Origin of the sequence: Nonomuraea sp. JJY05 (genome assembly GCF_043496855.1) — a bacterium.
Classification (GTDB): Bacteria; Actinomycetota; Actinomycetes; order Streptosporangiales; family Streptosporangiaceae; genus Nonomuraea.
This window is the reverse complement of sequence record NZ_JBIEIS010000007.1, coordinates 262,363-281,885: the sequence shown is the minus strand read 5'-3', so window position 1 is coordinate 281,885 and position 19,523 is coordinate 262,363. Positions and strand designations below refer to the sequence as shown.

General features: G+C 71.9%; 17 protein-coding genes. 8 read left to right on the top strand and 9 right to left on the bottom strand.

Features of this window, described 5'->3' with window-relative positions:
• Nucleotides 1–7 precede the first annotated feature (7 nt).
• From ACFKCF_RS12715 to ACFKCF_RS12705, 3 genes are read right to left on the bottom strand one after another with little or no spacing between them, the layout of a single operon-like run.
• Nucleotides 8–1,312: an AMP-binding protein gene (locus ACFKCF_RS12715; RefSeq protein ID WP_394493239.1), complete on the bottom strand. Its 1,305-nt coding sequence runs from the start codon at nt 1,310–1,312 to the stop codon at nt 8–10.
• Nucleotides 1,312–2,070 carry an SDR family NAD(P)-dependent oxidoreductase gene (locus ACFKCF_RS12710; RefSeq protein WP_394493237.1) on the bottom strand — a complete coding sequence of 253 codons (759 nt, stop codon included), beginning with the start codon at nt 2,068–2,070 and terminating at the stop codon, nt 1,312–1,314. The genes ACFKCF_RS12715 and ACFKCF_RS12710 overlap by 1 nt, the downstream gene beginning before the upstream one ends.
• On the bottom strand, nt 2,045–2,293 hold the full coding sequence (locus tag ACFKCF_RS12705; protein WP_394493235.1) for an acyl carrier protein: 249 nt from the start codon (nt 2,291–2,293) through the stop codon (nt 2,045–2,047). Before ACFKCF_RS12705 ends, ACFKCF_RS12710 begins: the two co-directional genes overlap by 26 nt.
• 162 nt (nt 2,294–2,455) lie before the next feature.
• Here ACFKCF_RS12705 and ACFKCF_RS12700 point away from each other — a divergent pair, with 162 nt between their 5' ends.
• From ACFKCF_RS12700 to ACFKCF_RS12690, 3 genes are read left to right on the top strand one after another with little or no spacing between them, the layout of a single operon-like run.
• Entirely contained in the window at nt 2,456–3,292 is an 837-nt protein-coding gene (locus ACFKCF_RS12700; RefSeq protein ID WP_394493233.1) for a hypothetical protein, read from the top strand.
• Complete coding sequence (locus ACFKCF_RS12695; RefSeq protein ID WP_394493232.1) at nt 3,268–4,896, top strand: hypothetical protein; 1,629 nt, start codon at nt 3,268–3,270, stop codon at nt 4,894–4,896. The genes ACFKCF_RS12700 and ACFKCF_RS12695 overlap by 25 nt, the downstream gene beginning before the upstream one ends.
• 42 nt (nt 4,897–4,938) lie before the next feature.
• Complete coding sequence (locus ACFKCF_RS12690) at nt 4,939–6,825, top strand: glycosyltransferase family 2 protein (protein ID WP_394493231.1); 1,887 nt, start codon at nt 4,939–4,941, stop codon at nt 6,823–6,825.
• On the opposite strand, the gene ACFKCF_RS12685 is transcribed toward ACFKCF_RS12690, so the two are convergent.
• Nucleotides 6,822–7,946, bottom strand: coding sequence for a DegT/DnrJ/EryC1/StrS family aminotransferase (locus tag ACFKCF_RS12685; protein WP_394493229.1), 1,125 nt, complete (start codon nt 7,944–7,946; stop codon nt 6,822–6,824). The genes ACFKCF_RS12690 and ACFKCF_RS12685 overlap by 4 nt on opposite strands.
• Nucleotides 7,946–8,923: a UDP-N-acetylglucosamine 4,6-dehydratase (inverting) gene (gene pseB / locus ACFKCF_RS12680; protein WP_394493227.1), complete on the bottom strand. Its 978-nt coding sequence runs from the start codon at nt 8,921–8,923 to the stop codon at nt 7,946–7,948. Before pseB ends, ACFKCF_RS12685 begins: the two co-directional genes overlap by 1 nt.
• Nucleotides 8,924–9,027: 104 nt before the next feature.
• Between pseB and ACFKCF_RS12675 the strand changes: the two genes are divergently transcribed.
• Together ACFKCF_RS12675 and ACFKCF_RS12670 are read left to right on the top strand one after the other, a co-directional pair.
• The gene (locus ACFKCF_RS12675) at nt 9,028–9,756 is read left to right on the top strand and encodes a cytidylyltransferase domain-containing protein (protein ID WP_394493225.1); all 729 of its coding nucleotides are present in this window, start codon (nt 9,028–9,030) and stop codon (nt 9,754–9,756) included.
• Nucleotides 9,753–10,730, top strand: a complete 978-nt coding sequence (locus ACFKCF_RS12670) for a PseG/SpsG family protein (protein ID WP_394493223.1) — start codon at nt 9,753–9,755, stop codon at nt 10,728–10,730. Before ACFKCF_RS12675 ends, ACFKCF_RS12670 begins: the two co-directional genes overlap by 4 nt.
• Here the strand turns inward: ACFKCF_RS12670 and pseI are convergent.
• Nucleotides 10,711–11,754 carry a pseudaminic acid synthase gene (pseI, locus tag ACFKCF_RS12665; protein ID WP_394493221.1) on the bottom strand — a complete coding sequence of 348 codons (1,044 nt, stop codon included), beginning with the start codon at nt 11,752–11,754 and terminating at the stop codon, nt 10,711–10,713. The genes ACFKCF_RS12670 and pseI overlap by 20 nt on opposite strands.
• Nucleotides 11,751–12,242: a GNAT family N-acetyltransferase gene (locus tag ACFKCF_RS12660; protein WP_394493219.1), complete on the bottom strand. Its 492-nt coding sequence runs from the start codon at nt 12,240–12,242 to the stop codon at nt 11,751–11,753. The genes pseI and ACFKCF_RS12660 overlap by 4 nt, the downstream gene beginning before the upstream one ends.
• A 147-nt stretch (nt 12,243–12,389) precedes the next feature.
• Between ACFKCF_RS12660 and ACFKCF_RS12655 the strand changes: the two genes are divergently transcribed.
• Genes ACFKCF_RS12655 through ACFKCF_RS12645 form a run of 3 tightly spaced genes read left to right on the top strand, consistent with a single transcriptional unit; the run spans nt 12,390 to nt 15,772 of the window.
• Complete coding sequence (locus ACFKCF_RS12655; RefSeq protein WP_394493218.1) at nt 12,390–13,838, top strand: glycosyltransferase family 2 protein; 1,449 nt, start codon at nt 12,390–12,392, stop codon at nt 13,836–13,838.
• A gap of 48 nt (nt 13,839–13,886) precedes the next feature.
• On the top strand, nt 13,887–14,714 hold the full coding sequence (locus tag ACFKCF_RS12650) for a CDP-alcohol phosphatidyltransferase family protein (RefSeq protein ID WP_394493216.1): 828 nt from the start codon (nt 13,887–13,889) through the stop codon (nt 14,712–14,714).
• Between the two features lie 20 nt (nt 14,715–14,734).
• Entirely contained in the window at nt 14,735–15,772 is a 1,038-nt protein-coding gene (locus ACFKCF_RS12645) for a sulfotransferase family protein (RefSeq protein ID WP_394493214.1), read from the top strand.
• On the opposite strand, the gene ACFKCF_RS12640 is transcribed toward ACFKCF_RS12645, so the two are convergent.
• Together ACFKCF_RS12640 and ACFKCF_RS12635 are read right to left on the bottom strand one after the other, a co-directional pair.
• The gene (locus ACFKCF_RS12640) at nt 15,769–16,833 is read right to left on the bottom strand and encodes a glycosyltransferase (RefSeq protein ID WP_394493212.1); all 1,065 of its coding nucleotides are present in this window, start codon (nt 16,831–16,833) and stop codon (nt 15,769–15,771) included. The two genes, ACFKCF_RS12645 and ACFKCF_RS12640, sit on opposite strands and share 4 nt — an antisense overlap.
• The gene (locus ACFKCF_RS12635) at nt 16,830–19,460 is read right to left on the bottom strand and encodes a CDP-glycerol:glycerophosphate glycerophosphotransferase (protein ID WP_394493210.1); all 2,631 of its coding nucleotides are present in this window, start codon (nt 19,458–19,460) and stop codon (nt 16,830–16,832) included. Before ACFKCF_RS12635 ends, ACFKCF_RS12640 begins: the two co-directional genes overlap by 4 nt.
• Between the last annotated feature and the right edge of the window lie 63 nt (nt 19,461–19,523).

Sequence of the window (19,523 nt, the reverse complement as noted above, 5' to 3'; positions counted from 1 at the left end):
GGCGCCGTCATGTGCGGGACTCCAGGGCGCGATAGTCGATCTTTCCGGTGGCCAGCAGCGGGAGGCTGTCGACGGCGCGCACGTCGAACCCGCTCCAATGGACCCGCAGCTCGGCCCCCAGCCTGCGGGCCAGGCCCGCGCAGCCGGCCGCGTCGAGGCCCTCGGCCCACACGGTCACGCGGTCGTCGCCGCTGGTCGCCGCCACCGGGACGGAGCCGCGCAGCAGGCGCTCGACGTCGTCGAGGTTGACCCGCACGCCGAAGATCTTGGCGATGCGTTTCAGCCGCCCGGTGAGGTAGAGGAAGCCCTCGGGGTCGAGCCGGCCCAGGTCGCCCGTGCGCAGCACCCCGCCCAGGTCGTCGCCCCTGGCCAGGTCGGCGGCCGTCTCGGCGTAGCCCATCATGACGTTGGGCCCGTGGTAGACGACCTCGCCCTCGTCGACGCTCAGCCGCCCGCCGGGGACGGCCAGCCCGGCAGAGCCCGGCTTGTCGGCCAGCCGGTCGGGAGGCAGGACAGCGATCCGGGCCGTGGCCTCGGTCTGCCCGTACATCACGAAGAACCGGTCGGCCTGGCCCGCGAACTCCTGGACCAGGTCCTGGCCGAGCCGCCCGCCGGCCTGCGTGAGCGTGGCGAGCGCGGGGTGCTCTGAGCGGTCGTAACGCAGCCGCCGCAGCATCTCGTACTGGTAGGGGACGGCCGCCAGCGACGTGCACCGGTGGGCGTCCAGATGCGTCCAGAACGAGCGCTCCAGCAGCCCCGCCTCCGTCAGCATCACCGTCGCCCCGGCGACCAGGTGGCTGTTGAGCACGGACAGGCCGTAGCTGTAGTGGAGCGGCAGGCTGGTGGGCGCGATCTCGTCGGGGACGATGGACAGGGCCGTGGCGATGGCGGTGGCGTTGGCCAGCACGGCCTGGCGCGACAGGCGGACGAGCTTGGGGTTGCCGGTCGAGCCCGAGGTGGCGAGGAGCACGGCGAGGTCGGGATGCGGCTCGGGCGCGTCGCGGCGCGGCGGCGAGCCGTCGGCCGCGTGCGTGAACCCGACCAGCGCCGCCGGCCGGAACCGGCCGATCAGCTCGGCCAGCGCCCCGGGAGCCAGGTCTGGGTCGAGCAGCGCGATCGGCCGGCCCGACCGCCAGGCGGCGAGGTAGCGCAGGACGGACGTGAGGTTGTTGCGCATGCCGCAGAACAGCAGCCCGGGCCGCAGCCGGGTCAGGGCCTCCGCGGTGCGCGCGACGTGGCCGGCCAGCTCGTCGCCGCCGAGGCCCGCCGCCTCTCCCGCGACGACGAGCCGGGCCTGTGGGTGCGGGATCATCACAGCACCAGCCCGCCGTCGACGCCGATGATCTGGCCGGTGACGAAACCGGCGTCGGGCGAGAGCAGGAACGCGGTCACGCGGGCGACGTCGGCGGGTGTGCCGAGCCGCCCGAGCGGGGTCGCGGCGGCCGTGGCCGCCCGGCTCTCCTTGTCGAGCGTGGCGAGCATGTCGGTCTGGATGTAGCCGGGGGCCACGGCGTTGATCCGGATGCCGGTGGGCCCCAGCTCCTTGGCGGCGGCCTTGGTGAGGCCGATCACGGCCGCCTTGGTGGCGGAGTAGACCGCCTGGCCCGGGCCGCCCATGCGGCCCATCATCGAGGAGACCAGGACCACCGCGGGGGAGCTGCCCCGCCGCAGCAGCCTGAGCGCGGACTGCAGCGTGTACGTCGCGCCGACCGCGTTGACCTGGAAGAGCCGCTCGACCGTGTCGTGGTGGGCCATGCCGAGCGGGCCGGCCGCGTGGATGCCGGCGTTGATCACGAGGGCGTCGAGGCGGCCGTGGCGCTGGTAGATCTGCCGCATCACGGCCGAGACGGCGGCGGCGTCGCCGACGTCGCAGGCGACCGAGTCGGTCACCCCGCCGGCCTCCTCCGCGACCTCGGCGGCGGCCTTCGCGGCGCGCTCCTCGTCGCGGCCGTGGAGCACGACGTCGTGGCCCGCCCGCGCCAGCGTGGTCGCCACGGCCCGGCCGATGCCCGCCGTCGAGCCCGTGACCAGGACGACCCTGGCCTCAGATGGCGGCGGCGCCGATGCCATGCTTCTCCAGCAGCCCGGCCGCCTCGGCGAACGAGCTCATGTCGATCATCTCGTCGGTGTCGATCATGACGGAGAACTCGTCCTCCATCGCGGCGATCAACGCCATGTGGGCCAGCGAGTCCCACTGGGGGATGGCGCGGTATTCGAGCCCGTCGACGTCGGCGTCGGCCGGAAGGTTGAGCGCACCGCGGAAGACGGCCCGCAGGCGGTCGAGATGACTCATGATCACTCACTCTCTGTCCTCAAGCCACGACGTAGTGTAGCGGGAATTGCGAGCCAGGAGAAAACCAAGGCCCCCTCTCGGGTAATGGAACCGTATAACGAGGCGTGGCACCCGTTGAGGGCTGGGAATGTCGGACGGGACACGGTCCACCGTACGGGGGAAATGATGGACGAATCCAATCACTGGTACGGGCACTCTCGCATAATCGGCCGATACTGCGGCCTGCCGGATGAGACGCCGAAACGCATCCAGGGCTTCCTTCAGCACGGATGGAACTATCTCCACGGATTTCCGCCCAACGACCACTGGTGCAGCCCCGGATATCCCCGTTTCGTCTGGTCTGACGTGCTACGTCGCCGAGGCTGGTCGATGGGCCGCAGGGGGCACTACCTCATCGGTGCGCCGTGGATCTACCTCCTTCATCTGGAGCCTGAGCTGGGCGTGGTCCCTGAACGCAAGGGTACGATCTGGTATCCCTTTCATGGCTGGGAAAAGCATTCCGTCAGCGGTGACCACGCCCGGTTGGCCGACGAAATCCGAAATGTCGAGACCGGTCCGGTCACGGTCTGCCTTTATTGGCTGGAATTCGCGAATCCGGACATTCGGCGGGCGTACGAATCGAGGGGATTCCGGGTCATCTGCCATGGCGAGCGCGGCTCCCGGTGGGAGGGAAAGGGACGCGACTTCCTGCGCAAGCAGCTGGTCCAGTTGCGACGCCACCGCAGGGTGGCCTCCAACCGGCTCGGCAGCGCGCTGTTCTACGGCGCCTCGGTGGGATGCGAGGTGGCGGTGTACGGGGATCCGATGCAGTTCGAGGACGAGCGTCCCGAGTACGGGGGGACGGCGCGCCGCATGCGGCTCTGGCCGGAGCTGCACGGCACACGCGTCGACACCGAGCTGGCGTCGGAGGTGGCGCGGCGTGAGCTGGGATTCGAGTATCAGGCGACACCGGAGGAGCTACGGCGAATGTTCGGATGGAAGCGGGGGGCGCGCACGTGATCAACGGGGAGGCGCCCGAGAACGTTCGATTGATCGGCGGGGAGATGCTGCTGTGGTCCGACATGTCCAACATGGGCGGCATCACGGACTGGCGGGGCGCGGCGCTGGAGCTGGTCGGCCGGCTCGTCCCGGACAGCGGCCGGGTGCTGCTGGTCGGCCCGCATCCGCAGGTGCTGGTGGACGACGTGGTCGCGCGGGCGCCGTCGGCGGCCGCGCTGCTGCGCTCCTATCCTGACGCCTGCGCCCTGGGCGAACGGCACCCGGGGCTGGCGGTGTTCTGCGGGCGGCTGGAGGTGTTCGCCGCCGAGGAGCCGTACGACCTGGTGCTGGCGCTCGACGGGCTGCTGCGCACGCACTCCGCGGAGGCTCCGGCGGCGGCGTGGAGCGAGTCGCTGGCGGCGCTGGCCGAGCTGGTCGCGCCCGGGGGGCGGCTGGTGCTCGGCGTACGCAACGACCTGGGCGTCGACCGGTTCCTGGAGGCCAGGCCCGCCGACCGGGAGGGCGCCGACGACCAGTGGGCGCCGCACGGCTTCGACCCGAGCTACCCCAGCGGTCCCGAGGCGCTCGACCGCGGGCTGGAGTCGGCCGGGCTGCGCGTGCGGCGGTGCTACGCGGCATATCCGGGCAGGCAGGCGCCCCGGGCGCTGCTGTCCCGCGAGGCGCTGGCCGCCGACCTGCCGGACGCCCTCACGTTCCCGCTGAGCGCGCGTGGCGGCGACCGCATGCTGGTGGCCGACCCGCTCCGGCTGACCCGCCTGGTGTTCCGGCACGGGCTCGGCGAGGACCTGGCGCCGCTCTGGCTGGCCGTGGCCACCGCCGCGCCCGGCGACGATGACGGCGCGGAGCTGCCGCTCGGGCTGGTCGAGGAGGGCTCCGCGCTGTACGAGCTCACCGGCGGCGGCGCCAGGCGGCTGCCCGACGGCGAGGAGCGGCCGGTCCCGGCCGGCCGGGTCGTCGAGGAGATCCTCGTCGAGGCGTGCGCCCGCGAGGACGTCAGGACCGTGCGCGAGCTGCTGGCCCGGCTCGCCGAATGGCTGGAGGCGGGCGGCGACGTGTCGGCCGCGACCGACAGCCTGGTGTACGACGGCGAGCGGTTCGCCGCCATCAGCCCTTCGGCCGGCCCGTCCACCCCGCCCGCCCCGAGAGTCGTCCTGTGCCGGATCCTGTGGCGGTTCGCGGTCAGGCTGCTGGCGGCCGGTCACCACCACCCGTGGCCGTGGCCGCTGGAGGCCGACCAGCTCGCGCTGACCCTGTGCGGCATGGCCGGCCGCCCCTGCGACCAGGGCGACCTCGACCGCGCCCGCAAGCTGGACGCGGAGCTGGGCTGCCCCGCCGAGGTGGCGGAGCACGCGCCCACGTACCGGGATCTGCTGGGCGCCCGAGACCGCCTGGCCGACCAGCTCACCGCGGCGCTGGCCAGGATCTCGCGCCTGGAGACCAAGCTCTCCTACCGCGAACGCGAGCTGGTCAGGGCGAAGGCCAAGCTGCGCAGGACCCAGCGCAAGGCCAGCGCCTTCCGCAGGACGCTCGGATATCGCCTCTCCCGCCGCCTGGCGCGCCCCGGCAAGGTCGCCCGCAGGGTCATCCGCCTCCTGTCCGGCTGAACGCAGACAAAAGGACGTAGGACAAAAGGAAGAGGAATAGGTGTGCCGGTTCTTTCGGTGATCGTTCCGTTCTACAACGTCGAGAAGTACATCGGACCCTGCCTGGATTCCATCGCCGCCCAGACGCTGGGCGATCTAGAGGTGATCTGCGTCGACGACGGCAGCGGCGACGGCGGCCCGGCGGTCGTCGAGTCCAGGCGGGCAGACGACAGCCGGATAAGCCTCATCAGGCAGGACAACCTGGGCGTGGGCCGCGCCCGCAACGTGGGCGTACGCCGGGCGACCGGCCGCTACCTGGCCTTCGTGGACGGTGACGACACCGTGCCGCGCGACGCGTTCAAACGCCTGGTGACCTCGCTCGAAGCCACCGGCTCCGATCTGGCCTGCGGCAACGTCATGCGGCTCTACCGCAACCTGCTCATCCCGTCGTGGGCCCACCGGGAGGCGTTCGCCAAGCCCGTGAAGAGCACCCACATCACCCGCCACCCGCTGCTGGTCCGCGACCGCATGCTGTGGAACAAGGTCTACCGCCGCTCCTTCTGGGAACGCCTCGGCCTGAGCTTCCCCGAGCGCATGTACGAGGACCAGCCCGTCGCGATGGCGGCCCACGTGGGAGCCGGGTCGGTCGACGTGCTGGCCTCGATCGTCTATCACTGGCGCCAGCGCGACGAGCCGGGCACCTCGATCACCCAGCGCTGCCTGGAGCCCGACAACCTGCGCGACCGCTTCCTGTCGGTGCTGGAGACCGCCTCCGTGCTGGTCCGCGGGGCGCCGGGGCTCAAGGCGGACTTCGACCGCGACACGCTGGACATCGACATGGCCGTCGCCGTGGAGGCCATGGCCGCCATGGGCACGACGGCGGACCCGGCCCTGCTCGACATGATCGTCCGCTACCTCGACGGCGTGTCGCGCGAGGCCTGGCAGAGCATCCCGTTCGCGCAGCGTCTCCAGGTCCACCTGCTGCACCGGCGGCGCCTGGGCGAGCTGGCGTACGTGTTCACCCAGGACCGCTGCGGGCAGTTGCAGCCGCGCGTCGGCGCGGCCGGGCTGCTGCGCAGGCGCTGGTACGGCAGGCACCCGGCGATGCCGCCGCACCTGTCGGAGGTCTCCGGCGAGCTGGCCCTGGCCGCCCGGCTGGTCGACCTCGACTGGCGGGACAGCGTGCTCTGCGGCGCGGGCCGGGTGGCGGTGGGCCGGTTCGACCTGGGGGAGCTGCGCCGCATGCGGGTGCGGGTCTGGCTGGAGGAGCGCAGGACCGGCGAGACCATCCCGCTGTCCCACGAGGAGAGCGCGCCCACCTGGGAGAACGTGGTGCAGGAGGACGGCGGCACGCTGCCGGAGCATGCGTTCCCGTTCCGTTTCGCGTTCGACCCGGCCGCGCTGAAGCCCGCGCAGCTCGCCCGGCGCGGTCGCTGGGACCTGCGCGTTCAGCTCAGAGGCCATGGGCTGCGGCTCGACGGCCGGGTGGCCGGGCCGCGCTGGCTGCCGCCCGTGGTTCCCGCGCCGAGGCGCAGGTCCGGCGTGTGGCTGGTGCCGATCCGCAGCGCCAAGGGCGCGTGGGGCCTGCGCCTGCGCAAGGCGCGGGCGACCATCGGGGAGTGCCGGGTGGACGGCGGCGACCTGGTGTTCTCGGGGGAGATCACCGACATCGGCGACGGCGAGCCGGTGCTGCGGCTGCGGCGCAGGAGCGACGGCGAGGAGATGTACTTCCCGGTGGCGCTGGCGGGGCGCGACTTCCACGCGCGGGTGCCGCTGGCCGACATCGACGAGAGCATCGGCCACGAGTCGTGGTGGGAGGTCGTCATCGACCAGGGCAAACCCATCCGCCCGCTGGTGCGGACCGGGCAGCGGCCGGTCGCGACCGTCGCGGCCCGGCGCTTCCTCGTCGACCGGGGCGAGGACGGCTGCCTGCTGCTGGCGGAGCGCTAGCGCAGGACGGCCGCCAGGGTCTCCACGACCCGGTCCTGCTGGGCGTCGGTCAGGTCGGGGAACAGCGGCAGCGACAGCTCCTCGGCGTAGTACGCCTCGGCCCGCGGGCAGAGCCCACGCCGGTAGCCGAGGTCCTCGAACACCGGGTGCCAGTACGCCGGCAGGTAGTTGACCTGCACGCCGATGCCGGCGGCGCGCATGCGTTCGTAGACCTCGCGCCGCCGGCCGTCGCGGACCCTGACCGGGTAGAGGTGCCAGCTCGGCCGCACGTACGCGCGCTGCGCGGGCAGGGTGAGCCCCGGCACGTCGCGCAGCAGCGCGTTGTAGCGCGCGACGAGCTCGGAGCGCCGCTCGCGGAAGCGCTCCAACCGCCGGAGCTGGCTGACGCCCAGCGCGCACAGCACGTCGGGCAGCCGGTAGTTCAGCCCGAACTCGTGCACCTCCTGGTGCCACCCGCCCACGTCCGGATCGCGCTGGTCGGCGGGCTCCCTGACCAGGCCGTGGTTCCTGAACCGGGCGGCCCGCCGGAACCGCTCGGGGTCGGCCGCCGCCACCGCCCCGCCCTCCGCCGTGGTCACGGTCTTGGTCGGGAAGAACGAGAAGGCCGTCAGGTCGGCCAGCGCCCCGACCGGCCGGTCCTTGTACGCGGCCCCGATCGAGTGCGCCGAGTCGGCCACCAGCACCGCCCCGGCCGGGCCGGCGACCGCGCGCAGCTCGTCGTAGTCGGCGGGATGGCCCGCGTAGTCCACCGCCGTGACGGCCCGCGTCCTGGGGGTGACCAGGGCGGCGACGGCGTCGGGGTCGAGGTTGCCCGTGTCGGGCTGCACGTCGGCGAAGACCACCCGCGCGCCCAGCAGCGCGGCCGTGGCGGCCGTGGCCACGAACGTCAGGGGCGAGGTGACCACCTCGTCGCCCGCCCGCACCTCGGCCGCCACGTAGGCGACGTGCAGCGCGGCGGTCCCCGACGTGACCGAGACGCACGGCACGCCGCCGGTCCAGCGGGCCAGCTCCGCCTCGAACCTGCCGACCGCGGGCCCGGTGGTCAGCCAGTCGCCGCGCAGCACCTCGGCGACCGCCTCGACGTCGGACTCGGTGATCGACTGCCGCCCGTAGGGGAGCATCAGCGGGCCACCATGGCGCGCAGGTCGTCCACCGCGAGCCATTCGTCGTTGGTGTCGGAGCGGTAGGAGAAGCCCTCGGGCAGCGGCTCGCCGGTCTGCGGCGGCGTGTAGCCCCAGGTGGCGATCGTCGGCTGGACGATGTAGCGGTCGGCCAGGCGGAGCGTCCTGCGGCCGTCGTCCGGCCCGATCATCTCCTCGTGCAGCTTCTCGCCCGGCCTGATGCCGATCTCGTAGATCGGGCTGTCCGGCGCCAGCGCCTCGGCCAGGTCGGTGATGCGCATGCTCGGCAGGCGCGGCACGTAGAGCTCGCCGCCCCGCATCAGGTCGAACGAGTCCACCACGAACTGCACCGCCCGGTCGAGCGTGATCCAGAACCTGGTCATGCGCTTGTCGGTGATCGGCAGGCTGGCGCCCTGCTCGGCCAGGCGCAGGAAGAGCGGCACCACCGAGCCCCGGCTGCCGACGACGTTGCCGTAGCGGACGACGGAGAAGCGGGTCTCGTAGGCGGCGGCGTAGTGGTTGGCGGAGACGAAGAGCTTGTCGGCGACCAGCTTGGTGGCCCCGTACAGGTTGATCGGGCTGGAGGCCTTGTCGGTGGAGAGCGCGACGACCTTGCGCACGCCGCTGTCGATGGCGGCCTCGACCACGTTCTGTGACCCCGCGACGTTGGTGCGGACGTACTCGAACGGGTTGTACTCGGCCGTGTCCACCTGCTTGAGGGCCGCCGCGTGGACCACGTAGTCCACGCCGTGCATCGCGCGGGCCAGCCGGTCGCGGTCCCTGACGTCGCCGATGAACCAGCGCAGGCGCTCGTCGTCGCCGAAGAGCTGCCTGGTCTCGTACTGCTTGAGCTCGTCGCGGGAGAAGACCACCAGGCGCCGCACCCCCAGCGAGTCGAGTGCGTTGCGGATGAACGCCTTGCCGAAGGACCCCGTGCCTCCGGTGATCAGAATCGACGATCCACTGAGAATGCTCACGTGGCCCCCTGGATTCGCGCTTACGCGCCGTAGTCGTTCGAGCAGGGCGGTAGCATAGCGCGATCGATCGGCGACACACTGTCACACGGGGGATTGGGGCATCGGTGCGCATTGTCGGGATTGTTCAGGCACGGATGGGCTCGACACGCCTGCCGGGCAAGGTGCTCCGGGAGCTGGGCGGACGGCCGGTGCTGGAATGGGTGGTCCGCGCCGCCCGCGAGGCGGGCACGCTCGACGAGCTGGTGGTGGCCACCACGACGGAGCAGGCCGACGACGCGGTGGTGGCCGAGTGCCGCCGCCTCGGCGTGTCGTGGCACCGGGGGCCGGTGGACGACGTGCTGACGAGGTTCATGGAGGCGCTGGCCGGGCGGAGGTGGGACGCGATGATGAGGTTCACGGCGGACTGCCCGCTGCTGGACCCGGCCGTGATCAGGGAGGCGGCGCTGGTGTTCCGCGCCGTGCGCGGGCTCGACTACCTGAGCACCGCTCTGACGCGGACGCTGCCGCGCGGGCTCGACGTGGAGATCGTGAGCCGGGGCGCGCTGGAGCGGGCCGACGCCGAGGCCGCCGACTTCCACCGCACCCACGTGACCTCCTACGTCTATTCGCATCCGGACGACGCGCGGCTGCTCGGGCTCGCCTACCAGCCGGTCGCCGGCGACCTGCGGGTGACGCTCGACACCGAGGACGACTGGCGGCTCATCTCCCGGGTGGTGGACGGCCTCGGCGACCGGTGCGTGCCGTTCGGGACGCTGGTGAGCTGGCTGCGGGAGCGCCCCGAGGCCTGCGGGCTCAACGCCCACGTACGGCAGAAGGAGCTCCAGGACGCGTGACCCGGGTCGGCTTCCGGTGTGACGCCGGGGTGCGCAGCGGGGTCGGCCACCTGGTGCGGTGCGTGGCGCTGGCCGAGGAGCTGTGCGCTCGCGGCGTCGAGGTGGTCTTCCTCGGAGAGGTGCGCGGGTCCGCCTGGGCGCTGGCCCAGCTGCGCGAGCGCGCGCTGCCGCTGGTGCCCGCCCCCGAGGAGCCGGCCCGGCTGGCGGCGCTGGCCCGGGAGCTCGGGCTGGACGCCGCGGTCCTCGACTCGTACGACCTGGCGGAGGGGACGGGAGCGGCGCTGCGGGGAGCGGGCCTGACCGTGCTGGCGATCGTGGACGGCGACCCGCTGGGCCAGGAGGCCGATCTGTACCTGGACCAGAACCTCGGCGCGGAGCGCCGGCCCTTCCCTCCGCGCGCCCGGCGACTGGCCGGGGCGCGTTACGTGCTCCTGCGTGACAGCGTGCGCGGGCGCGGGCGGATGCGGCCGGCGGGGCCGGTGCCGCGCGTGCTGTGCTTCTTCGGCGGTACCGACAGTGCCGGCGTGGCCCCCGCCTGGGCCGGGGCGCTCCTGGCGACCGGGGCGCCGTTCGAGGCCACGGTCGTCAGCCCCACGCCGTTCGAGGCGGGCGGGCCGATCACTGTGATCGCGCCGACGGACCGGTTGCCCGAGCTCATGGCCGGGGCCGACCTCGTGGTCACCGCCGCCGGTTCGGCCGTCTGGGAGCTGCTCCACCTCGGGGCCCCCACCGCCCTGACCTGGGTGGCGGACAACCAGCTCATCGGCTACGAGGAGCTCGTCGGCCGGGGCGTCGCGGCCGGGCTCGGGCGCGCGGCCGACGGCGTGGCCGACAGCGCGGCCGTCGGCGTGCTCGCCCGCCTGCTCACCGACCCCGCCGCCCGCGAGGAGCACGGGCGGCGGGGCCGTGGCCTCGTGGACGGCAAGGGCAGGGAACGCGTCGCCGACGCGCTCCTTAGATCAGATCCCAGGTGAGCGGCGTGCCGTAGGGCACGTCCTTGGTGAACTGCCGTCCCATGACCACCGTGGCCATGTCCGGGGGCAGGCCGCCCGCGGGCCGGATCGACCGTACGTTGTCCGGGCTCACCACGTCGCCCTTGCGCACCTCCTGGACCACGTAGAGCGACCGGCGGAAGCGCAGCCCCTCGAGCTCGGACGGCCGGGGCCCGATGATCAGGTCACCCAGCGACAGCCACGCCCGCCGGCTCTCGACCACCAGCGCCGCCAGCTCGTCCGGCTCCAGCGAGAAGGCCGCGTCCACCCCGCCGTCGGCGCGCGACAGGGTGACGTGCTTCTCGATGATGCACGCACCCAGCGCCACGGCGGCCAGCGGCACCCCGATCCCCGGCGTGTGGTCGGAGAGCCCGACCGCCACGCCGGTGAGCGCGCTCAGCACCATCAGCGACCGCAGGTTGCTCTCGTCGGGGGAGGCGGGGTAGCTGGCCGTGCAGGACAGCAGGAGCAGTTGGGTGCAGCCCGCCTCCTTCGCGGCGGCCACCGCGGCGTGGATCTCGCCGAGCGACGCCATCCCGGTGGAGATGATCAACGGCTTCCCCGTGGCGGCCACGAGCCTGATCAGCGGCAGGTCCACGATCTCCGAGGAGGCGATCTTGTACGCCGGCACCTCCAGCTTCTCCAGGAAGTCGACCGCCGTGGGGTCGAAGGGCGTGGAGAACGCGGTGAGGCCGTGCGCGCGCGCCCGCTCGAAGATCGGCTGGTGCCACTCCCACGGCGTGTGGGCGCGCTGGAAGAGCCGGTAGAGGCTCTCGCCGCCCCAGAGGTCGTGCCCGTCGCCCACGCGGAACGCGGGCCCGTCGCAGTCGATGGTCAGCGTGTCGGGCCGGTAGGTCTGCAGCTTCACCGCGTGCGCCCCGGCCGCCGCCGCCGCGTCCACGATGGCCAGGGCCCGCTCCAGGCTCCCGTTGTGGTTGCCGGACAGTTCGGCGACGATGAACGGCGGGTCGTTCCTCCCGATCGGCCGCCCCTCGATGGTGATCACGGCTGCTCCTTCACGAGCCGGATGGCCACGACGTCGCGGGACTCGCCGTCGACGTCCCGCAGGTAGGTCCCGACCTCCAGGAAGCCGAACCGCCTGTGCAGCCGCCTGACCGCCTGGTTGCAGGCCAGCACCTCCCCGCGCAACGTGGTCAGGCCGAGCGTCCCGAAGGCGTGGTCGATGGCCGCCCGCTCCAGGCCGATCCAGGCCCGCAGCAGCTCCCCCGACTGCTCCAGGCCCTCCAGGTCCAGGTAGAAGCCCCAGGAGGCGCTCTCGGACGACAGGCCGAAGAAGGTCACCACACCTGCGGGCTCTCCGTCGTGCTCGTAGATCAGTACGCGCTTGCGCGTGTCGGCCCGGGTGGCCTCCCACCACTGGGCGTGCTCGTCCTCTCCGATCTTGTGCGTGGCGAAGCTGGCCGCTCGTACACGTGGATGGTTGCGCCATCGCCGCATGGACGGCAGATCTTTGTCCTCGACGCCTCTCAGCACCGCTACCCCTACTGTTGGTGTCCAATCAATTGCTCAACGTAGCCGATTATGCGTCCGGTAAAGAGCTGATCAGGGACACGGAATCCGCGGAGTGGTCAAGGCATGCTGCCCTCGAACCCACATCCCGAGAGCCAAGGAGCAAATCGGATGATCCCCCTGCTCAGCGTGGTCGTCCCGATCTACAACGTCGAGCCGTACATCACCGAATGCCTGAAGTCGCTGGCCGCCCAGACCATGGACGACATAGAGGTCATCCTGGTCAACGACGGCTCCGACGACGGCAGCCGGCGCGTCGCCGCCGACTTCGTCGCGCGGGACGGCCGCTTCGTCCTCATCGACCAGCGCGACAACCTGGGGCCGGGTCCCGCGCGCAACGTGGGGATCCGGCAGGCCCGCGGCACCTATCTCGCCTTCGCCGACAGCGACGACGTCGTGCCGCCCGAGGCGTACGCGCGGCTCGTTGGCACGCTCGCGGAGACCGGCTCCGCCCTGGCATGCGGCGCGGTGGCGCGGCTCGTGGACGGCGTGCTGGAGGAGTCGATCCTGCACGAGAAGGTGTTCAGGCGGCCGGAGCTGTGCACCCACATCACCGACAAGCAGGTGCTGGTCAGGGACCGCACGGTGTGGAACAAGGTCTACCGGCGCGACTTCTGGGAGCGCAACGCGCTGGCCTTCCCCGCCGGCATCTACGAGGACGTGCCCGTCGCCATGCAGGCGCACGTCCTGGCGGGCAGCGTCGACATGGTCGGCGACGTGGTCTACCACTGGCGCAAGCGGGACGCGGGGGAGACCTCGATCACGCAGCGCCGGGCCGAGCTGCCCAACCTCTGGGACCGGCTGGCCGCCATCCGCGCGGTCCGCACCTTCCTCGACGAGCGGGCGCCCGAGCTGCTCGACGGCTTCGACGCGCTGGTGCTGGAGAAGGACATCGTGTTCCTGTTCCAGGCGCTGGAGGGGAGCGCGGAGCCGGGGGCGCTGCTGGAGCTGGCGGACGCGTGGCTGGCCACGCTGAGCCCGAAGGCACTGGCCACCGCGCCGTCGCTGCGCCGCCTGGAGCTGCACCTGGTCAGGCGCGGCCTGGTGGCCGAGCTGCGCAAGGTGCGCGAGTTCCGGCGCACCTGCGAGGAGGGCACCCGCATCGTGCCGCGGGGGCTGCGCGTCACCAACTGGTACGGCGACTATCCCTTCTTCCGCAAGCGCCGCCGGCTCCGGATCCCCGACGAGGTGTTCGACGCCCGCGACGAGCTCAAGCTGGTCGCCAGGGTCGAGGAGTGCGCGTGGACCGGGTCCGAATACCGCCTGCGCGGGCAGGTGGCGATCCACCGGGTGGACCGCAAGGTCGGCAAGCTCAACCTGTGGCTCAGCGACGGCCGCCGCCGGGTGCCGCTGGAGGTGCGGCGCGCCGGCCGCTACGGCGTCTGCGCGGCCTTCGACCCCAAGCGGCTCGAAGGGGGAGGGCCGACCTGGCGGCTCATGGTGCGCGCCGAGACCCGCGGCCTCGTGCTCAAGAGCTGGTTCAGGGACGGTGACGCGAACTCCGCGTGGCGGTTTTCCGTGCCGGGTTGGTCAAGAAGCGGCATGGACATCACCCAGTAGTTCCAGACTGTAATCGATCAGGCGCGTCGCGTGGTCATGCTGGAGTCCATGAGGACCTATTCGCTCGATGACGTCTTCGAGACACGCAAGCGGAGAGACTCCTGGTGGACCGTCTATTTCGTGGATCCGGTCGCCTGCCGGGTCGCCCTTCCCATCGCCAACCACACCCGGCTGACGCCCAACGCCCTCACCGTGATCTCGCTGGTCCTCGGTGCGGTGTCGGCCACCTGTTTCGCCCTGAACCACCACGTAGCAGGCGCCGTGGTTTTCTATCTCAGCTTCATGATCGACTGCGTGGACGGCAAAATCGCCCGGCTGAAGGGCACGGGCACGCCGTTCGGCCTCTGGCTCGACTACGTGGGGGACCGGGTCAGGGTGGTCCTGTGTGCCGGGGGGCTGGCATATGGGCAGTACGCCCTCACCTCGGATGTGCGCTACGTCGTGCTCGGGGCGGCGGTGGCGGTACTGGACCTCTTCCGGTACGTCAACGCGCCGCAGATGAAGCGCGTCCGCGAGGCCGTCAAGGAGGAGCGGGGGGAGCGCGAGCCGGAGCCCGAGTCTGAGGAGGACATCGACTCGCTCGAGCGGGTGGCGCTCGCCCCAAGGGCACGCCGGCCGCGCAGCTTCCCCAGGCGGTTCAACAGGTTCCTGGCCCGGCACCGGGTCCGCTCGCACCTGATCAGCGGCATCGAGTTTCACGCGGCGGTGTTCGTGGTCGCGCCCCTTGCGGGGGCATGGGCGCTGATCCCGCTCGCCGCGGTGGCCGGGGTGCTGCTGCTGGTCAACGAGGTCTTCCTTGTCTACCGGATGTGGCGCTTCACGCGCAGGCACGGCGTGCCCTCCTCTCAGGAGAGCCGAGAGCACGTTCTCGTCTAGTTTTCGGGGGTTACTACGAAATGTCCGACCGGCCAGTCTTCGTCATTGGATGTCCGCGGTCCGGCACCACGATGCTCCAGCTCATGCTCCACTCGCACCCCCGCATGGCGGTGCCTCCGGAGACGCGGTTCCTCATTCCCGCCTACTACCGCCGCCGGACGTGGGGCGACCTGCGGATCGTCGCCCGCCGCCGCGCGCTGGCGCAGTGGATCGCGACCGACCGCAGCACCAAGTTCCGCGAGCTCAAGATCGACAAGGACGACTTCGTCAGGCAGGCCGTGGAGGGGCCCGGCTCGCTGGGATCGGTGATCGGGACGGCCTTCCGCATGTACGCCGACCGGTTCGACAAGGTCCGCTGGGGCGACAAGCGGCCCAGCTACGTCAAGCAGGTCGACCTGCTGCTCAGGCTCTTCCCCGACGCCCAGTTCATCCACCTCATCAGGGACGGCCGTGACTGCGTGGCCTCGCTGAAGGAGATGCCCTGGTACACGCTGGACTCCTTCCACGCGGTCGCCACCTGGGCCGAGGCCATCGACGCGGGCGGCCGGCTCAAGCGCACGCTGGGCGAGGACACGTACTACGAGCTGCGGTACGAGGACCTCACCGACGACCCGATGACCGAGCTGAAGAAGCTCTGCCACTTCCTCGACGAGGAGTTCTCGGTCTCGATGGTCTCCCCGCGCGAGGCCGCCAGCGTGGCGGTGCCGCAGCACAAGGTCTGGCACAGCAACACGCACGGCGAGGTCATCCGCACCCGCGTCGGAAGCTGGGCGAACCGGCTGGACGACTGGGAGATCGCGCTGTGCGAGCACATGCTCGGCGACCGCCTGGAGTCCATGGGGTACGAGCTGACCGGCGCGCCCAAGCCGGCCAAGGAGCACGTGACGGCCTGCCAGAAGACCATGCAGAAGCGCAAGGCCAGCCGCATGCGCAAGCAGATGCGCGACCGGTTCAACCGGCTGCGCGAGCCGAGCCCCGTGGCCGCGATGCTCACCGCGCGCCAGCGGTCCCTGGCGGGCGTGCCGCAGCAACGTACGGAGCTGGCCGAGCCCGTCTAGCGCTGGATGTGGGCGAACAGCCGCTCCCAGCCGTCGAGCACGTGGTCGAGGCGGAACGCCTCGGCCCGTGCGCGGGCGTCGGCCCCCAGCCGCCGCCGCTCCTCCCGGGAGGCGATCAGCCCGCCCAGCGCGGTCGCGAACGCGTCCACGTCCCCCGGCGGCACCAGCAGGGACCCGGCGGAGCGCACGCCGCCCGACACGTCGAACGCCACCGACGGCACCCCGTGCGCGGCCGACTCCAGCAGCACGACGGGCAGCCCCTCGTGCCCGCTGGTCAGGCCCAGGACGGAAGCGTTCAGGTATTCGGCGGGCATCCGGTCGCTCGGCACCAGGCCCTTGAAGACCACGCGGTCGCCGACGCCCTCGCCGCGCGCGTGCTCGCGCAGCCGGTCCAGCTCGGTGCCGTCGCCGATCAGGTGCAGCTCCCACGGGGGCGGCGCGCCCGAGCGGGCGAACGCGCTGATCAGCCGGTCGAACCGCTTGACCCCTTCCAGCCGGCCCACGCCGAGGACGCGGGGCGCGTCGAGCGCGGAGAGCTCCGCCGGCCAGTGGGCCAGGGGGTTCGGCAGGGCCCAGGCGTTGGGCAGCAGCGCGTGCTCGGAGAACAGCCGGGCGTCGTCCTCGCTGAGGAAGACCGCCTGGTCGAGCCCGGGGTAGTGCCGTTTGATGGAGCCGAGGTGCCAGCAGCCGCGGGCGTGGTCGTAGGAGCCGTGATACTGCCCGATCGGCCGGAACGCCGTGGGCAGCAGCCCCGACACCCGGGCCACCACGGACGGCGAGGTCATGACGGCGTAGCCGGGTCTGATCTGCCCGAGCAGCTCCTTCAGCCGCCAGGCGGCCCGCTTGCGGGCCAGGCGGCCCTGCGACTCCATCGGCCGCCGGCTGATCACGTGGTGGTGGTAGAGGGGGCGGTCCACGTACCGGAACGGCGCCGCCGCCCGGTGCAGCCCGATCACGTGCACCTCGTGCCCGCGCGCTGCCAGCCCCTGGGCGAGGGTGTGCGTCACCCGCTGGACGCCGCCGAGCGTGTCGGCGTCCACGCAGGCGAAGACGACGCTCATCGCGCACCTTCGAAGAAGTCGTCCACGATCCTGGCGGCCGCGTCGCCCCGCTCGTCGGCGCACCACAGGTCGCGGAAGGCCGCGTACCGGCCGGCGTAGGCGGCGTGCAGGTCGGGCAGCCGCCTGAGCGCGTCCACCAGCTCGGCGGTGGTCGACACGCACGGGCCCGGCGCGATGGCGGGCAGGTCGTGGTACACGCCGCGCTCGGCCAGCCGGTAGTCGTCCCAGTCGTCGATGTAGAACAGCATCGGCTTGCCGGTGAGCGCGTAGTCGCACATCACCGAGGAGTAGTCCGTCAGCAGCGCGTCCGAGGCCAGCATCAGGTCGTTGATCTCGGGGTAGGAGCCGGCGGACCGGACGAAGTGCCTGAGGTGCTCGGGCGGGCTGTAGCGCTCGACCGGATGCGTCCGCAGGATCACCACCCACTCGCGGGCCAGCTCGTCGGCCAGCAGCTCCAGATCCACCCGTACGGACTGGCCGCTGCCTTTGACGCGATCCCTGTACGTAGGCGCATAAAGCAGGATTTTTCGGCCGGGTGGGATCTCCAGCCGCTCCAGCACGTCATCGGCCGGCTGCGCTCGCACCAGCGCGTCGCACCGCGGCGTCCCGCACCGGTAGACCTTCCCCGCGTACCCGTTGGACGGCAGGAACACCCGCGAGAACTCCGCGCTCGGCGAGACCAGAGCGTCCCACCGCGCGACCGCGGCCCGCCACTGCGCCCGCGGCCCGTCGAAGTCGGTACGCAGGTCGGGCGCGTCGAACCCGATCGACTTGATCCCCTGCCCGTGCCAGGTCTGCAGGTAGCGGGTGCCGTGTGGCTTCGGGTAGTCCAGCGGGAACCCGTGGCTGTCCACCCAGACCCCGGCCCTGGCCATCGTCCAGACGTAGGCCCAGCTCCCGCGCCGGACGAGCCGGGCGTCGGGCGGGAAGTTCCGGCGGCCCCTGGCCACCGACCAGACCACGTCGATCGGCAGGCCGCGGCGGCGCAGCTCCTCGTAGATGGCCCGGGGGCTGCCGCTGTAGCCCTTGCCGACGTCCGACTCGAACAGCGCGAGGTTCTGCCGGGGCGGCACCACCTTGATGAGCAGCTTGTAGGCGCGCAGCTTGTTCGCCGGCGTGTTGAGCCGGCTCATCACCGCCTGCTTGACCCGCCGCAGCACCGAGCGGGTGACGGAGTCGGGGCGCACGCACAGGTACGCTGCGTACCCCTCGGTCTTTACCCTGCACCCCGGCAGCTCGACGGGCCGCAGCCGGGGGTCGGCGAGGATGCGGTCGGCCGTGGTGTGCCCGTCGGAGGTCCTGGTGAAGACGATGCGCGGCTCGCACCTGCCGACGGGCTTGCAGACGACGTCGGTGACGTACCCGCCGCCGCCGGACGGATGCGGCTTTATCGGGATTTTTAGGGATCCGAGCTCCAGGTGTGCCGTCCAGTCCAGCGGCAGCGACCCGAACGGGTCGTACGTGCGCACGGTCATCCGCACCCGCTCGCCGTCCGAGATGATCTCCGTCAGCTCGTGCCGCAGCCTGGACTCGGAGAAGGGCAGCTCGGCCAGCCGCAGCTTCGTGATGTCCATGCCGGGCGAGACCGTCGTCCCCCAGTACGTGCGCCCGTTCAACCGCACCGCCGACCGCGGGGCGGCCCTCGGCCCGGTGAGCGAGGCCGCGGCCACCCGCAGGTCCTCGGCCCGGTCGTCGAGGATGAGCTGGCAGCAGACCCGGTCCAGCGGCTCCAGCTCCTCCAGCACCCAGCGGGGCATCTCCTCCATGTACGGCCGGACCACCGCGGCGAACTCCTTGATCCACACCAGGTCCCGCGCCGGCAGCGGGTTGAGGTAGACCCGCAGGTCCTGGCGCACGAACCGGCGCTGCCGCTGGGGCACCAGGTCCCCGGCCCCGTGGGCGCGCAGGACGTCGTCGCTCAGCCGGGCGGCGATGACCCGCTGCCGCACGTTCTCCAGGTCGTCGACGCTCAGCGAGATCGAGTCGTTCGTCGCCGCCCGGTGCCAGAGGTAGACCGTCCACGGCACGATCGCGAACCTGCGCGACATCGCGTACAGCCCGGTCGAGAAGACGTGGTCCTCGTAGTGGATGTCCTCGGGGAAGCGCAGCGCGTGGTCCCGCAGCCGGCCCACGTTGTAGAGCTTGTTGGTGCTGAAGCAGTCGAGGAACAGGTCGGGCTCCTGGCGGATCCCCTCCACCACCCGCCGCCTGGCGAACAACCCGGGATAGTACGGCCTCACCCGCCCGCTCGACTCGAACAGCCGCGAGATCTGCCCCGACACGAAGTCGGCCCCGGTCCGCTCGATCTCGGCGAGCAGGCTCTTGCAGGCGTGCCTGGGCAGCTCGTCGTCGCTGTCGAGGAACATCACGTACGGCGAGGCCGCGGCGTCGATCCCGTCGTTCCTGGGCGCGCCGCAGCCGCCGCTGTTGACCTGCCTGCGCAGGTAGAGCACGCGCGGATCGCTGTCCATGAGCCGGGCGGCCACCTCCGGCGTGCCGTCCGTGCTCGCGTCGTCCACGATGATCACTTCGAGGTCGCGCAGGGACTGCCCGAGCACCGAACGCACGGCTCTGGGCAGGCGGGCCGCGTCGTTGTAGGAGATCACGATCACGGTGCAGTCCGGCATCCCATGTCCCCCCGCTGGTCCAACCACCTGCGGAAATGGGACTTCCCCCAGCTTGGGCGAAGT